This is a genomic window from Micromonospora sp. NPDC005171, assembly GCF_040608575.1.
Classification (GTDB): domain Bacteria; phylum Actinomycetota; class Actinomycetes; order Mycobacteriales; family Micromonosporaceae; genus Micromonospora.
In genome coordinates, this window is sequence record NZ_JBEXIM010000005.1 from 233,656 (window position 1) to 248,951 (window position 15,296).

Sequence of the window (15,296 nt, forward strand, 5' to 3'; positions counted from 1 at the left end):
GGAGGAACGGCATGCCACCGGATATCGATGTCGACGTGCAGGCGGTCCGTCGACTGGAGACAGCCGCCAAGCAGGTCGCCAGCTCGCTCGCCGCGCTGGAGGGGCAGATCGTCTCGGCCGGCGACGTGCCGTCGGACGCCTTCGGTCATCTGCCGTTCGCCAGCGACATGCTCCGCGACAAGTACGCCGAGCAGGTCACCGGCGGTAAGGAGCTGTTCGCCGCCGCGAACGCCGCGTTCGGCCGGGTCGCCACGGCGCTGGCCGACACGGTCGAGGCGTACGAGCACAACGAGCGGGAGCTCGACGCCGGTTTCAAGACGATCCAGTCGGGGCTGCCCGGATGAGCGGCCCGGCCGGTAGCGCCGTCCAGCTGTGGAACGGCCTCGACAGCGCGCTCTCCGGGGTGCAGGACGCCGTGGACAGTGTCTGCCGGACCCTGGCCTGGCCGCTGATCCAGCTCGTCGACCTGGTCGACGGCGAGCCCGCCGTGCTGCGCGCGAAGGCCGCCGAGTGGGACGCGCTGGCCGCGCAGGTGCGCGACCTGGCGAAGGGGCACCGCGGGGCCCGGGAGTCCGCGCAGGCCGGGTGGCGCTCACCGTCCGGTGTGGCGTACGGCCAGCGGCTGGCCGAGGTGGAGCAGCAACTCCTCGACGTCGCCGAGCAGTTCGCCGCGACCGCGGAATACCTGCGCGGCGTCGCCGACGGCCTGCAGACCGTGCACGACGTGCTCGTGGACATCTGCGTGGAGTTCGTGAACTTCCTCCTGGTGACGCTGGTGACGGCGTTGCTGATGGCCCCGGTCACCATGGGCGCGTCCTGGGCTGCCGGCGTGGGCGTGGCCGTCACCAGGGGCCTGATCGTGGTCACCCGGATGTTGAAGGTCATCCGGCCGCTCGCGGTGCACCTGCAGAAGGTCATCCGCCTGCTCCAGCGGGTTCTGCTGTACCTGCGCAAGCTGCGTACGCACCTGGACAAGCTGGTCGACATGCAGAAGGCGCTGCGCACCGGCAAGAAGTACGCCGACAAGCGCCGCGCCGCCGGCAAGCTCGACAAGTGGCACCACAAGTTCCTCGATCCCACCAAGGGCACCTACAAGTTGGGCAAGTCCGGTTCCCCGTTCGACATGGGCGCCCTCGACCGGGCCGCCGCGCTGCGGGCGCACGGGGTCGCCGACGGGGCCCGGGTGATCGCCCGGGACTGGGCGACCCACCTGCCGTGGAACGTGCCGAACTCGGTCGTCCACGGTGTCACCTGGGGGACGGTCGCGTTGACCAGCGGGCTCTCCGTGCCGGGCAGCGAACAGGTCGGCGACCAGATCGACAAGGCGGTGCAGGGCGGCGCGGACTGGATCGACCAGAATGTCTTCGGGCAGCCGCCGGCAGGTCAGCCGGCGGGCCGCTAGGGAGGCGACGGGTGATGTCAGGGGAGCGGGGTCGGCTGGGTCGGTTCACCGACGCGGTGCTCGGCGGCGCGCGGGCCGCCCGGGACAAGGCCCGTGAGCTGCGCGACGAGTTCCGCACCAGCGACGAGCCGGAGCGGGCCCTGGTGACGCCGCTGCTGCCGGAGCAGGAGCTGCGCTACGTGGGGCTCGGGCCGGTGCGCATGTCGCAGACCCACCAGGCCGGTCGGCAGCTCGCCGACGAGGTAGGCGCCGAGTTGGCCGACGCGCTCGACCCGAAGGTGCTGTTCGGGCTGCTCAACATCGTCAATCCGGTGGTCTGGGTCGACGCCGTGCTGACGCCGGTGCGGCTGGCCGCGGGTGTGCTGCTGCTGCCGGGCAAGGCCGGCGCCGTCGCCGCCGGTGTGCCGGAGTTGGCCGCGCCGGAGCCGGGCCTGCCCCACCAACCCGCCCAGCGGGAGCCGATCCCGCTCACCGAGGAGCAGGAGGCGTTCCGGGCGCTGTTCCGGCTGAGCCAGTACCGTCCGTTGGCCGAGCAGCTCGCCGAGATCGCCTACCGCCGCCGGTACGTCTTCAGCGGTGACCTCGCCACCCTCGCCGGCAGCCTGCTGCTCTTCCTGGAGCGCTACAGCGGCACCCCGTTGGCGGTGACCGACACCCACCTGCACCTGCTGCGGATGGGGCCCCGCCCGGACGCCGACCGGCCCGACCGCCGTCAACCGCGGGTGCTGTGGAGTGTGCGCCGCGACCGAGTCGCCCGGGTCGACTCCGAGCGTGGCGCGAGCGGGCTGGTGCAGCTCGCCTCCACGATCGTCTTCGACGACGGCTCGTGGATCCGGCTCACCCAGCCCGCGCTCCGCGATGACCAGTCGCGCTTCCTGACCGCGATCCAGGACCTCCCGGGTCAGCGGCCCACGCCGTGACCCCGGCGCGCCGATCAGCCGTGACCCGGCGGGCGGGTCAGCCGTCACGTTCGGGGTAGCCGACCGGCACCGCGGAGACGTCGTCCAGCGCTGTGGTGATCTCCTCGGGCAGGGTGATCCGTTCCACCTGGAGCGCGCCGAGCAGCTGCCCCACCGTGCGCGCGCCGAGGATCGGCGCGGTCACGCCGGGCCGGTCCCGGATCCAGGCCAACGCCACCTCCAGCGGCGACACCCCCAGCCCACCTGCGGCGGTCGCCACCGCCTCCACGATGCTGGAGCAGCGCGGCTCCAGGTACGTGGCGACGAACCGTTCGAAGTGTGGTGACGCGGCCCGGGAGTCGCCAGGGCGGCCGTGCCGGTACTTGCCGGTGAGCACGCCCCGTCCCAGCGGCGACCAGGGCAGCACGCCGAGGCCGAGCGCGTCGCACGCGGGCAGCACCTCCCGCTCGACGCCCCGCTCCAGCAGCGAATATTCGACCTGGGACGCGACCACCGGCGCCCGCCCCGGCCAGGCGGTCTGCCAGGCGGCGGCCCGCGCGGTCTGCCAGCCGGAGAAGTTGGACACCCCCACGTAGCGGACCTTCCCGCTGGCCACCGCGTGGTCCAGGGCGGCCAGGGTCTCTTCGAGGGGGGTGTCCGGGTCGTACCCGTGCACCTGGAACAGGTCGACGTGGTCGGTGCCGAGCCGGCGCAGCGACGCGTCCAACGTGCGCAGCAGGTGCCCCCGGGAGCCGTCCCGGCGGCGGCCACTGCCGGGGCGCAACCCGGCCTTGGTGGCGATCAGCAGTTCCTCGCGGGGGACGAGGGAGCCCAGCAGTGAGCCGATCACCGACTCGGCGTCGCCGTCGCCGTACACGTCGGCGGTGTCGATCAGGTTGCCGCCCGCGTCCAGGTAACTCTTCAGCTGGGCGGCCGCATCGTCGGCGTCGGTGTCCCGGCCCCAGGTCATGGTGCCGAGCGCGAGCCGGGAAACCGCCAGCCCGCTTCGGCCGAGCGGTCGCTGTTGCATGGGTGAACCTTATTTCGAACCTGCCGCCACCGATATCCTCGCTCCCGTATCTCTGCCGGTTCTGCCGGTTCCGCCGCCCCGGGCTGCCCCGATGGAGGGGGGATCAACTGTGTCGAGCCGGTGATCGAGTCCGTTATCGGCATTGCGTAACCTGGGGCGACCTGTGCCACGGATGGGGGAGGACCAGTGCGACTCGGGCTCAGTCTCGGATATCAGACGGCGTGGAGCACACCGGCCGACCATTTGGCGCTCGCCCAGGAGGCGGACCGGCTGGGCTATTCGGTGGTGTGGGCGGCGGAGGCCTACGGCTCCGACTCGCCCAGCATGCTGGCCTGGATGGCCGGGCAGACCGAACGGATCGACGTCGGCGCCGCGGTGATGCAGATCCCCGCCCGTACGCCGGCGGCCACCGCCATGACCGCCGCCACGATCGACGCGCTCTCCGGCGGCCGGTTCCGGCTCGGCCTGGGCGTCTCCGGCCCGCAGGTGTCCGAGGGCTGGCACGGGGTGCGCTTCGCCAAGCCGCTCGCCCGAACCCGCGAGTTCGTCGACATCGTCAAGTTGGCCATCGCCCGCAAGGAGGTGGCGTACGACGGCGAGCACTACACGCTGCCGCTGCCGGACGGCCCGGGCAAGGCCCTACGGCTGGGCTTCCACCCACCCCGCGAGCACATACCGATCTACCTGGCCGCGGTCGGCCCGAAGAACCTGGAGCTGGCCGGCGAGATCGCCGACGGTTGGTTGGCCGTGTTCTACGCCCCGGAGTTCGCCGAGGAGCAGCTCGCCTCGGTCCGCGCCGGGCGGGCGAAGGTCGGCAAGGAGCTGGCCGGGTTCGACGTGGTGCCGTCGGTGCCGGTGGTGGTCGGCGACGACGTGGCCTCCTGCGCCGAACTCGTCCGCTGGTACGCCGCGCTCTACGTGGGCGGCATGGGCAGCCGTCAGCAGAACTTCTACAACCAGCTCGCCACCCGGATGGGCTACGGCGACGCCGCCCGCGAGGTGCAGGACCTGTACCTGGCCAAGCGGCAGCGGGACGCCGCCGCCGCTGTACCCATGGAGTTCATCGACCGCACCTCGCTGCTCGGCCCGAAGGAGCGCATCGCCGAGCGGATGCGGGAGTACGCCGCGGCCGGCGTCACCACGCTGTCGGTGACCCTTTTCGTGGCCGACCGGGACAGCGGTGTGCAGACCCTGCGTACCGTCGCCGAGGCTCTCGATCTTTCGGGAGTCGGCGAGTGACCTGGGTCGAGGCCATCGTCCTGGGCATCGTCCAGGGACTGACCGAGTTCCTTCCGGTCAGCTCGTCGGGGCATCTGCGGATCACCTCGGCGATCTTCTTCGACCGGGACGCCGGCGCGTCGTTCACCGCGGTCACCCAGCTCGGCACCGAAGCGGCAGTGCTGATCTACTTCGCCAAGGACATCTGGCGGATCACCCGGACCTGGCTGATGGGCATCCGGGACAAGTCGGTCCGTTCCAGCCTCGACTACCGGATGGGCTGGTACGTGATCGTCGGCTCGATCCCGATCGGGCTGTTCGGTTTCGTCTTCAAGGACCAGATCAAGACCGCCGGGCGCAACCTGTGGGTGGTGGCGACCACGCTCATCGTGTTCGCGTTCGTGCTGGCGTTCGCCGAGTACTGGGGGCGACAGACCCGCACCCTGGAGAACTTCCGGATGAAGGACGGCATCGTGATGGGCTTCGCCCAGGCCATGGCGCTGGTCCCCGGTGTGTCCCGCTCCGGTGGCACGCTCACCGCCGGCCTGCTGCTCAACCTGACCCGGGAGGCGGCGGCGCGGTACTCGTTCCTGCTGGCCATCCCGGCGGTCGTGATGTCCGGCGTGTTCAGCCTCGGGGACGTCTTCGAACCGTCCGCGCCGGGCACGTCCGTGCCCACCGTGGCCCAGACGATCGTGGCCACCCTCATCGCCTTCGGCATCGGGTACGCGGCCATCGCCTGGTTGCTGCGGTACGTCGCGCACCACACCCTGTACGTCTTCGTGCTGTACCGGGTCGCGCTGGGCACCCTGGTCCTGGCTCTGCTGTTGACCGGCACGATCAGCGCCACCTGACCGACCCGTCGAGGGCCCCCGGCCCCGCCCGTAGGCGGAGCCGGGGGACGCAGTCGTCATCCCCACCGCCTCACCCGCGATGCTGCTAGCCCGCCGCCCGCCGCCCGCCGCCCGCCGGGCGTGATTCACTCGATTTCCTTGAAATCGCGCTGTCCGGGACGGCCCGACACCCCGACTTCCTGGAAACCGAGTCGATCATGAAGATCGCGCACCCGGTGATCGGACAACGACCACCAGAGCGGGCTGACGTCGCTCCGGCGTCGGCAGCGCGCCGGCGGCAAGAACCGGGTGGTGCCTCCGGAACCCGCGACGACCCGACCGGGAGTCCAGGTCATAGGGTGGTCCCCGTGGCGACCCTCCTCCTTCTGCGACATGGCCGGACGACAGCGAACGCGGACGGCGGTCTGGCCGGCCGCCAGCCGGTCGAGTTGGACGACACTGGGCGCGCCCAGGCCACCGCTGTCGGCGAGCGGCTGCGGCAGGTGCCGCTGGCCGCCGTGGTGACCAGCCCGCTGATCCGCTGCCGGCAGACCCTGGAGCTGGCGCTCCCGCAGGCCACCCCGGTCGTCGAGGACGGCCTGATCGAGTGCGACTACGGCAGCTGGGAGGGCCAGCCGCTGAAGAAGCTCGCCAAGGAGCCGCTCTGGCCGGTCGTCCAGCAGCACCCCAGCGCGGCCGTCTTCCCGGGTGGGGAGGCGATGGCGGCGATGGCGGCGCGTGCCGTGGCGGCGGTGCGCTCCTGGGACGCCCGGGTGAGCGCCGAACACGGGCCCGAGGCGGTCTGGCTGGCCTGCAGCCACGGCGACGTGATCAAGGCCATCGTGGCGGACGCGCTCGGCGTACACCTGGATGCTTTTCAGCGGATCGTGGCCGACCCGGCGTCGGTCACGGCGATCCGGTTCACGCCGCTGCGGCCGTTTCTGGTGCGACTCAACGACACCGGTGGCGACCTGGCGGCGCTGGTGCCGCCGCCGGCCAAGCGGCGTCGCCGCGCGAGCCGGGCGGCCGACTCGGACGCGGCCGTCGGCGGCGGAGCGGGTGCCTCGCGGTGAGGCGTGTCACGACACCGCCCCCGGCCGGGGCGTCAGCGCACGCCGGAAAGGCCGCCACGCCCGGGTGTAACCCCTGGCACACCGGGCGCGCCGTCGCCACGGCGATTCGCGTCGGTGGGGTGCGCGGTGCCAAGGCGGGCCGGATAGGGTCGTGGGTATGACCCACCAGGTGCACGCCTTCGAACCGCCGGAGCGGTTCGTCGCCGGGACTGTCGGGCCGCCGGGGGAGCGCACGTTCTTCCTGCAGGCCCGCGGCGGCGGCAGGCTGGTCAGCGTCGCGCTGGAGAAGGTCCAGGTGTCCCTGCTCGCCGAGAAGCTGGAGGAGCTGCTCACCGAGGCGCAGCGTCGCTTCGGGGTGGACCTGCCCGAGCTGGCGCCGGTGATCGGCGACAACGAGCCACTGGACACTCCGGTCGACGAGGAGTTCCGGGTCGGGACCCTCGGGCTGGCCTTCGACGTGGACACCGCGACCGTGGTGATCGAGGCGATCGCGGCGGGCGAGGTGGAGCCCGAGGTCGAGCTCGGCGACGAGGACGACGACGAGGACGACGACGAGGACGACGAGCCGGACGAGGACCTCGATCGCCTCCGGGTCCGGCTCACCCCGCAGGCGACCCGCCAGTTCATCGAGCGGGCCCGGCGAGTGGTCAACGCGGGCCGGCCACCGTGCCCGCTCTGCGGCCAACCGTTGGACCCCGCCGGGCACCTCTGCCCGCGGCACAACGGTTATCACCGGTGACCTCGTCCGGCCTCCAGCCTCGCCAGGACGGCGACGCCGCGCTGCGGCTGCTGCGTGACGGCGTCCTCGACCTGGAGGGTCGGCTGGTCGACGCGTCGAACACGACGCTGCGCGGCATCCTGACCCTGGGCGGGGTGACGGCCCGCTGCGTCTACAAGCCGGTCCGTGGTGAGCGCCCACTCTGGGACTTCCCCGACGGCACCCTGGCCGGTCGGGAAGTCTCGGCGTACCTGGTCTCCCGGGCCACCGGGTGGGACCTGGTGCCGCCCACCGTGCTGCGCGACGGCCCGTTCGGCCCCGGTTCCTGCCAGCTGTGGATCGACGAGCCGGAGGACGCCGAACCACTCGTCGGTTTCCTGCCCGCCGGGGAGATACCGCCGCGCTGGATTCCCATCGCCGCGGCCCGCGACGACGACGGCGCCGCGTACGCCCTCGCGCACGCCGACGACCCGCGGCTGGCCCGGCTCGCCGTGCTCGACGCGGTGCTCAACAACGCCGACCGCAAGGGCGGTCACGTGCTCGTCGGGCCCGACGACCGGATCTACGGCGTGGACCACGGGGTGAGCTTCCACGTGGAGGACAAGCTGCGGACGGTGCTCTGGGGTTGGGCCGGCAAGCAGTTGCCCCCGGACGCCGTGGAGATGCTCGACGCGCTGGCCGGGCAGGTCGCCGGGGCGCTCGGCGCGGAGCTGGCCGACCACCTGACGATCAGCGAGGTGGCCGAGGTGGCCGCCCGGGTCGACCGGCTGCGCGAAACCGGCTGCTTCCCCCAGCCGCCGGAGGACTGGCCGGCGATGCCCTGGCCGCCCATGTGAGCCGCTGTCATCTTGATCACCCGTGGGGCGCTCCGGCGTCGTCGCCGGGCTGGCTAGGCTGATCCCATGGAGTCTTGGGCGGGACACGAGGTGCCACGGCTGCCGGGCAGGGGCGAGCCACTGGCGTTGTACGACTCGGCGCGGCAGGGTGTCCACCCGAGTGAGCCGGCCGACGCGGGAAGCATGTACGTCTGCGGCATCACCCCGTACGACGCCACCCACCTCGGCCACGCCGCCACCATGATCACGTTCGACCTGGTACAGCGGATGTGGCGCGACGCCGGCCGCCCGGTGCGCTACGTGCAGAACGTCACCGACATCGACGACCCACTGCTGGAGCGGGCCGCCCGCGACGGCGAGGACTGGGTGGTCCTGGCGATGCGCGAGACGGCGTTGTTCCGGGAGGACATGGAGGCGCTGCGGATCATCCCGCCGGAGCACTACGTGGGCGCGGTCGAGTCGATCCCGGACATCGCCGACAAGGTCGAGGTACTGCTCAAGGACGGCGCCGCGTACCGGCTCGACGACGGCACCGGCGACGTCTACTTCGACATCTCCGCTACCGGCCGGTTCGGCTACGAGTCGAACCTGACCCGCGAGCAGATGCTGGAGATCTTCCCCGAGCGCGGCGGCGACCCCGACCGGGCCGGCAAGCGGGACCCACTGGACCCGCTGCTGTGGCGCGGCACCCGCGAGGGCGAACCGTCCTGGCCGGGCGGCGAACTTGGCCGGGGCCGCCCCGGCTGGCACATCGAGTGCGCGGTGATCGCGCTCAACCTGCTCGGCGACCGGATCGACGTGCAGGGCGGCGGCAACGACCTGCTGTTCCCGCACCACGAGGCCTCCGCCGCGCACGCCGAGCGGCTCACCGGCCAGGCGCCGTTCGCCGAGCACTACGTGCACGCCGGGATGATCGGCCTCGACGGCGAGAAGATGTCCAAGTCCCGCGGCAACCTGGTCTTCGTGTCCCGGCTGCGCGCCGACAAGGTCGACCCGATGGCGATCCGGCTGGCGCTGATCTCCGGGCACTACCGCAGCGACCGCACCTGGACCGACGACCTGCTCACCGCCGCTAAGGAGCGCCTGGACCGTTGGCGGCGGGCCGCCACCGCGCCCGCCGGGCCGTCCGGGGCTGAGCTGCTGTCCGAGGTACGCGCCCGCCTGGCCGACAACCTGGACACCCCGGGCGCCCTGGCCGCGGCCGACCGCTGGGCCGACGCGACCCTCGCCGGCGCCACGGACGACCCCGAAGCGCCCGCCCTCTTCGCGAAGACGGTGGACGCCCTCCTGGGCATCCGCCTCTAGCCCACCGGCCCCCGGCGCCTCGTCCGTGCCGCGCGCCGTGCCGCGCGCCGTCCGCGCCGCGCCGCGCGCCGTCCGCGCCGCGCGCCGTGCCGCTGCGGGAGGATGATCGACTCGGTTTTCAGGAAGTCGCGGTGTCCCGACCAGGGTGATGCCCCGACTTCCAGGAAGCCGAGTCGATCACCCCGTCAACCTCACGATCGACCGGCGTGTGCGCGGGTCGCGCGGGGTCGTGGTCCGTGGGGAACCGTCAGCCGAGGATGAGGCCGGGGTCGGGCTCCGGGTCGGGGGTTGGGCCGGGGATCTTGTATTCCTCGGTGAGCGTGGTCATGGGGCCGGGCCAGGTCGCCTGGGACACCTCGATCGGCTTGCGGTGCGCGTCGTACGCGACGTGCAGCAGGTGCAGTACCGGGGTGTCCGGCCGGATCTGCAGGGTCTCGGCCTCCTCCCGGCTCGGCTGGCGGGCGCTGATCGTGTCGGTGGCTGAGACGTAGCGCCGTCCGGTGGCTTCCTCGGCCTCCTGGTAGAGCGGCCGGCCGAACGCCTCGGTGCGCTCCAGTGAGGTGCCGGCGGTGTCGCGGGGCAGGAACCAGGAGGCGCCCACCTCGACGGGGGAGTCGTCGGTGCGGACGAGGTGTCGGCGGCAGAGCAGGCTGGTGCCGTCGGACACGCCGAAGGCGTCGGCCACCTCGGCGGGGGCGGGGGCGTGCCCGACGGAGACGAGTTGTTGACGGTATCGGGCGGCCAGGTCGGTGTGGTAGCCGCGGAAGCCGCCGTACCGGCCTCGGGAGAGGCGGTTGAGGCGGCGGCGGGTGCCCCGGACGTACGTACCGGAGCCGGGTTTGGTGATCAGGATGCCCTCGACCCGCAGCTGGTCGACGGCGCGTTGCACTGTCTGCTTGGCGACGCCGAACATCTCGGCGATGGCCGGGATGGACGGCAGCCGCTCGCCCGGTCCCCAGTCGCCGCGGCGGACCTGGGCCTTGAGCTGCGCGGCGATCTGTCGGTGCGGGAACTCGGCGGCCCCGGGATTGATCTGCACACCCGCCTCCTTGATCACATCTAGGTTCCTAGGATGCCGTAGAGGGTGTGACGGCGCTACCCGGGACACGCGAAAACGGGCCCCCGGACCACAGAAGGTCCGAAGGCCCGCGGCGAGACAGTGCTACCAGGAGCCGGCGGTGGGACCGGCCGAACCGCCCCGGCGGCGCAGATACTTCTCGAACTCCTGGGCGATCTCGTCACCGGTCAACGGGGTGATCCCCTCGTCGCCGACCCGTTCCTCCAGCTCGCGGACGTACTCACCCAGCTCGGCGTCCTGCTCGGCGGCGCTGCGCACCCGCTGCTCCCACTCGGCGGATTCCTCGGCGAGGTCGGCCATCGGCACCGGCAGGTCGACGACCTCCTCGACCCGGTGCAGCAGGGCGAGGGTCGCCTTCGGGCAGGGCGGGTTGTTGGCGTAGTGCGGCACGTGCACCCAGAACGAGACGGCGTCCACCTCGGCGCGGGTGCAGGCGTCGTGCAGCACGCCGACGATGCCGGTCGGCCCGTCGTACCGGGTGGGGGTGAGCTGGTAGCGCTCGGCGGCCTGCGCGTCCGAGGCGCTGCCGCTGATCGGCAGCGGCCGGGTGTACGGCACGTCGGCCAGCAACGCGCCGAGCAGCACCACCCGTTCCACCTCCAGGCTGTGGCAGATCTCCAGCACCTGCTCGCAGAACGTCCGCCAGCGCATGCTCGGCTCGATGCCGCGGATCAGCACCACGTCACGGTCGGTGCCCTCCGGGCTGGCCACCATGAACCGGGTCGTCGGCCACTCCACCCGCCGGGTCTCCCCGTCGGCCATCGTGATGGTGGGCCGGCTGACCTGGAAGTCGTAGAAGTCCTCCGGATCCAGCTCGGCGATCTGCCGGGCGTTCCAGACCTGCTCCAGGTGCTCGACCGCGGCGGTGGACGCGTCGGCGGCGTCATTCCAACCCTCGAACGCGGCGATCGCCACCGGGGACCGCAGCACCGGCAGTCCGTCGAACTCGGTCACGCCGTCACCTCACCCTGCTCGTCGCGGCTGGCGCCGGGACCGCGCCCGGTCGTCATACCGTGGGGCACGGCGGCGTCCCTGTTGTCCTTCACGTCCGTCAGCCTACGTGCAGGGCGAGGGTGCGGCCCGTCGGCCGCGCCGGTCGGCCGCTCCGGCAACAGGTCATACCCGAACGAACCAGACAGGGTGATCCCGGTGACACAATAGGGGATCGCTCGAGGACGGTCGTGGAGTTCGGCCGGATCGCACTAATCTGAACTGGTGCGGACTTCATTGATGGATGTGTTGGCTGGTCGCATTCTCATCGCCGACGGCGCGATGGGCACGATGCTGCAGGCCGCAGACCTCTCGCTCGACGACTTCGACGGGCTGGAGGGGTGCAACGAGATCCTCAACGTCACCCGCCCAGACGTGGTGCGTGGGGTTCACGACGCCTACTTGGCCGTCGGTGCCGACTGCGTGGAGACCAACACCTTCGGCGCCAACCTCGCCAACCTCGCCGAGTACGACATCCCGCACCGCATCCGCGAGTTGTCCGAGGCGGGCGCCCGGATCGCCCGGGAGGCCGCCGACGCGGCCAGCACCCCGCAGCGGCCCCGGTTCGTGCTGGGCTCGATCGGGCCGGGCACCAAGCTGCCCACCCTCGGGCACGCCGCCTACTCGACTCTGCGCGACGCCTACCAGGAGAACGCCGCGGGTCTGATCGTCGGTGGCGCGGACGCGCTGATCATCGAGACCTGCCAGGACCTGCTCCAGGTCAAGGCGGCAGTGGTCGGGTCGAAGCGGGCGATGACCGAGCTGGGTCAGTCGGTGCCGATCATCTGTCACGTGGCAGTGGAGACCACCGGCACGATGCTTGTCGGCAGCGAGATCGGGGCGGCCCTCGCCGCGATCGAGCCGCTCGGGGTGGACCTGATCGGGCTCAACTGCTCGACCGGCCCGGCCGAGATGAGCGAGCACCTGCGCTACCTGTCGCAGCACTCCCGCATCCCGCTGTCGGTGATGCCGAACGCCGGCCTGCCGGTGCTGACCGCCGACGGGGCGTACTTCCCGCTGACTCCCGTGGAGCTGGCCGAGGCCCTGGAGCGGTTCATCACCGAGTACGGCGTGGGGCTGGTCGGCGGCTGCTGTGGCACCACCCCGGAGCACATCCGGGTGCTGTCCGAGCGGCTGCACGGCGTCACCGCCCCGGCCCGCGAGCCCCGGCACGAGGCGGGCGTCTCCTCGGTGTACCACCCGGTGCCGTTCGCCCAGGACGCGTCGGTGCTGATGGTGGGGGAGCGGACCAACGCCAACGGCTCGAAGGCGTTCCGGGAGGCGATGCTCGCCGGTGACTGGCGGGCCTGCGTGGAGATCGCCCGCAGTCAGGCGCGGGACGGCTCGCACCTGCTCGACCTGTGCGTGGACTACGTCGGCCGCGACGGCACGCAGGACATGCGGGAGCTGGCCGGCCGGTTCGCCACCGCTTCCACCCTGCCGATCATGTTGGACTCCACCGAGCCGAACGTGGTGGAGGCCGGGTTGGAAATGCTCGGCGGCCGCTGCGTGGTCAACTCGGTGAACTTCGAGGACGGCGACGGCCCCGACTCCCGGTACGCGCGGGTTATGCCGATCGTCCGTGAGCACGGCGCGGCGGTGGTGGCGCTGCTCATCGACGAGGAGGGCCAGGCCCGTACCCAGGAGTGGAAGGTCCGGGTCGCGGCCCGGCTGATCGACGACCTGACCGGCCGGTGGGGCATGGACCGGGCCGACATCCTGATCGACGCGTTGACCTTCCCGATCGCCACCGGCCAGGAGGAGACCCGCCGCGACGGCATCGAGACGATCGAGGCGATCCGGGAGATCTCCCGCCGCTACCCGGGCGTCAACTTCACCCTGGGCATCTCGAACATCTCCTTCGGGCTCAACCCGGCGGCCCGGCAGGTGCTCAACTCGGTGTTCCTGCACGAGTGCGTGCAGGCCGGCCTGACCTCGGCGATCGTGCACGCCAGCAAGATCCTGCCGATGTCGAAGATCCCCGACGAGCAGCGCGAGGTCGCCCTGGACCTGGTGTACGACCGGCGCCGCGAGGGGTACGACCCGGTGCAGCGTTTCCTGGAGCTCTTCGAGGGCGTCGACGTGACAAGCGCCCGGGCCAGCAGGGCCCAGGAGCTGGCGGCGCTGCCGCTGGACGAGCGGCTCAAGCGGCGGATCATCGACGGTGAGCGCAACGGCCTGGAGGCCGACCTCGACGAGGCGATGGCCGGCGGCCGGTCCCCGTTGTCGATCATCAACGACATCCTGCTGGACGGCATGAAGGTGGTCGGTGAGCTGTTCGGCTCCGGCCAGATGCAGTTGCCGTTCGTGCTCCAGTCCGCCGAGGTGATGAAGACCGCGGTGGCCTACCTGGAACCGCACATGGAGACCGCGGAGGACGGCGGCAAGGGTCGCATCGTGCTCGCCACCGTGCGCGGCGACGTGCACGACATCGGCAAGAACCTGGTCGACATCATCCTGTCCAACAACGGCTACGAGGTGGTGAACATCGGCATCAAGCAGCCGATCAGCGCCATCCTGGACGCCGCCGAGCAGCACCGCGCCGACGCGATCGGCATGTCCGGGCTGCTGGTGAAGAGCACGGTCATCATGAAGGAGAACCTGGCCGAGATGGCCACCCGCGGGGTTGCGGAGCGTTGGCCCGTCCTGCTGGGTGGGGCGGCGTTGACCCGCGCGTACGTCGAGGACGACCTGCGCTCGACGTTCCCCGGGCAGGTGCACTACGCGCGGGACGCGTTCGAGGGTCTGTCCCTGATGGACAAGGTGATGACCGCCAAGCGTGGCGGCGCCCCGGTGATCGACCCGGAGCGGGAGGCGGCGCTCGCGGCCCGGCGGGCACGCCGGGAACGGCAGCGCTCGATGGTCACCACCTCCCTGCCGGAGCTGCACGACTCCTCGGTCCGCTCCGACGTGGCCGCCGACGTGGCGGTGCCCACCCCGCCGTTCTTCGGCACCCGCGTCGTCAAGGGCGTGCCGATGGCCGACTACGCGGCGCTGCTCGACGAGCGGGCCACCTTCTCCGGGCAGTGGGGGCTGCGCGGTGCCCGGGGCGGTAACGGACCGTCCTACGAGGAGCTGGTCGAGACCGAGGGTCGGCCGCGGCTGCGGTACTGGCTGGACCGGCTGATCGCCGACCAGGTCCTTGAGGCAGCCGTGGTGTACGGCTACTTCCCCGCGTACTCCGAAGGCAATGACCTGGTGGTGCTCGACGAGAACGGGCACGCGGAGCGCGCCCGGTTCTCCTTCCCCCGGCAGCGGCAGGAGCGGCGGCTCTGCCTGGCGGACTTCTTCAAGCCCCAGGGCGACCAGCTCGATGTGGTCGCGTTGCAACTGGTCACCGTCGGCCAGCCGGTCAGCGAGTACGCGGCGAAGCTGTTCGCCCGCAACGAGTACCGCGACTACCTGGAGGTGCACGGGCTCTCCGTGCAGCTCACCGAGGCCCTCGCCGAATACTGGCACCAGCGCATCCGCGCCGAGATGACCCTGCCCGACGGTCGCCCGCTGGGGCACGACGACCCGACGGACCTGGCCGGCATCCTGCACAACGACTACCGGGGCTGCCGGTACGCGTTCGGCTACCCGGCCTGCCCGGACCTGGAGGACCGGGCGAAGATCATGGACCTGCTCGGCGCGGACCGGATCGGGGTCGAGCTGTCCGAGGAGTTCCAGCTCATGCCGGAGCAGGCCACCGACGCGATCGTGGTCCACCACCCGGAGGCCAACTACTTCAACGCCAAGTAACGACGGCAGGTGGCCTGACCTGCACCTGAGGTCGCCTGGAAGCCGCCGGACCATGATCATGCCGTCTCCAGGCCGTCGACGGCTTCCGGGCCATCCTCGCGATCCTCGGCCGAAACGGCGGCTCTGATCCTATCCGCCCTGGCAGCGACCGCCTGGACGTGACCCCAACGACG

Annotated in this window: 13 protein-coding genes; 10 read left to right on the forward strand and 3 right to left on the reverse strand. The window is 71.7% G+C overall.

Going from position 1 to position 15,296, the window contains the following annotated elements:
- Positions 1–11: 11 nt before the first annotated feature.
- From ABZU74_RS11050 to ABZU74_RS11060, 3 genes are read left to right on the forward strand one after another with little or no spacing between them, the layout of a single operon-like run.
- Complete coding sequence (locus ABZU74_RS11050) at positions 12–344, forward strand: hypothetical protein (RefSeq protein WP_355421162.1); 333 nt, start codon at positions 12–14, stop codon at positions 342–344.
- Positions 341–1,402, forward strand: coding sequence for a WXG100 family type VII secretion target (locus ABZU74_RS11055; RefSeq protein WP_355421165.1), 1,062 nt, complete (start codon positions 341–343; stop codon positions 1,400–1,402). The genes ABZU74_RS11050 and ABZU74_RS11055 overlap by 4 nt, the downstream gene beginning before the upstream one ends.
- A gap of 11 nt (positions 1,403–1,413) precedes the next feature.
- On the forward strand, positions 1,414–2,322 hold the full coding sequence (locus tag ABZU74_RS11060) for a hypothetical protein (protein WP_355421167.1): 909 nt from the start codon (positions 1,414–1,416) through the stop codon (positions 2,320–2,322).
- A 37-nt stretch (positions 2,323–2,359) separates the two neighbouring features.
- Here the strand turns inward: ABZU74_RS11060 and ABZU74_RS11065 are convergent, their stop codons facing one another.
- Positions 2,360–3,331: an aldo/keto reductase gene (locus tag ABZU74_RS11065; RefSeq protein WP_355421170.1), complete on the reverse strand. Its 972-nt coding sequence runs from the start codon at positions 3,329–3,331 to the stop codon at positions 2,360–2,362.
- Positions 3,332–3,517: 186 nt separating this feature from the next.
- Between ABZU74_RS11065 and ABZU74_RS11070 the strand changes: the two genes are divergently transcribed.
- The 6 genes from ABZU74_RS11070 to mshC all read left to right on the forward strand — a co-directional run bounded on the left by ABZU74_RS11070 (position 3,518) and on the right by mshC (position 9,314).
- Positions 3,518–4,570, forward strand: a complete 1,053-nt coding sequence (locus ABZU74_RS11070) for an LLM class F420-dependent oxidoreductase (protein WP_355421173.1) — start codon at positions 3,518–3,520, stop codon at positions 4,568–4,570.
- Positions 4,567–5,403 (forward strand): undecaprenyl-diphosphate phosphatase, encoded by an 837-nt coding sequence (locus ABZU74_RS11075; RefSeq protein ID WP_355421176.1) that lies wholly within the window; start codon positions 4,567–4,569, stop codon positions 5,401–5,403. Before ABZU74_RS11070 ends, ABZU74_RS11075 begins: the two co-directional genes overlap by 4 nt.
- A gap of 338 nt (positions 5,404–5,741) precedes the next feature.
- On the forward strand, positions 5,742–6,455 hold the full coding sequence (locus ABZU74_RS11080) for an MSMEG_4193 family putative phosphomutase (RefSeq protein WP_355421179.1): 714 nt from the start codon (positions 5,742–5,744) through the stop codon (positions 6,453–6,455).
- Positions 6,456–6,612: 157 nt separating this feature from the next.
- On the forward strand, positions 6,613–7,194 hold the full coding sequence (locus tag ABZU74_RS11085; RefSeq protein WP_238685851.1) for a DUF3090 domain-containing protein: 582 nt from the start codon (positions 6,613–6,615) through the stop codon (positions 7,192–7,194).
- Positions 7,191–8,009, forward strand: a complete 819-nt coding sequence (locus tag ABZU74_RS11090) for an SCO1664 family protein (protein ID WP_355421182.1) — start codon at positions 7,191–7,193, stop codon at positions 8,007–8,009. Before ABZU74_RS11085 ends, ABZU74_RS11090 begins: the two co-directional genes overlap by 4 nt.
- A gap of 66 nt (positions 8,010–8,075) precedes the next feature.
- Entirely contained in the window at positions 8,076–9,314 is a 1,239-nt protein-coding gene (mshC, locus tag ABZU74_RS11095) for a cysteine--1-D-myo-inosityl 2-amino-2-deoxy-alpha-D-glucopyranoside ligase (RefSeq protein WP_355421184.1), read from the forward strand.
- A 247-nt stretch (positions 9,315–9,561) separates the two neighbouring features.
- On the opposite strand, the gene ABZU74_RS11100 is transcribed toward mshC, so the two are convergent.
- Positions 9,562–10,353, reverse strand: a complete 792-nt coding sequence (locus tag ABZU74_RS11100) for a GntR family transcriptional regulator (protein WP_355421187.1) — start codon at positions 10,351–10,353, stop codon at positions 9,562–9,564.
- 123 nt (positions 10,354–10,476) lie between these two features.
- Entirely contained in the window at positions 10,477–11,346 is an 870-nt protein-coding gene (locus ABZU74_RS11105; RefSeq protein WP_030332815.1) for a PAC2 family protein, read from the reverse strand.
- Between the two features lie 261 nt (positions 11,347–11,607).
- Between ABZU74_RS11105 and metH the strand changes: the two genes are divergently transcribed.
- The gene (gene metH, locus ABZU74_RS11110) at positions 11,608–15,123 is read left to right on the forward strand and encodes a methionine synthase (protein WP_355421191.1); all 3,516 of its coding nucleotides are present in this window, start codon (positions 11,608–11,610) and stop codon (positions 15,121–15,123) included.
- The last annotated feature ends 173 nt before the right edge of the window (positions 15,124–15,296 follow it).

Bases quoted from the DNA above. Each gene is read 5' to 3' on its own strand.
- ABZU74_RS11050 (WP_355421162.1), top strand. From the start codon at position 12: ATGCCACCGGATATCGATGTCGACGTGCAGGCGGTCCGTCGACTGGAG.
- ABZU74_RS11065 (WP_355421170.1), bottom strand. From the start codon at position 3,331: ATGCAACAGCGACCGCTCGGCCGAAGCGGGCTGGCGGTTTCCCGGCTC.
- mshC (WP_355421184.1), top strand. From the start codon at position 8,076: ATGGAGTCTTGGGCGGGACACGAGGTGCCACGGCTGCCGGGCAGGGGC.
- ABZU74_RS11085 (WP_238685851.1), top strand. From the start codon at position 6,613: ATGACCCACCAGGTGCACGCCTTCGAACCGCCGGAGCGGTTCGTCGCC.
- ABZU74_RS11055 (WP_355421165.1), top strand. From the start codon at position 341: ATGAGCGGCCCGGCCGGTAGCGCCGTCCAGCTGTGGAACGGCCTCGAC.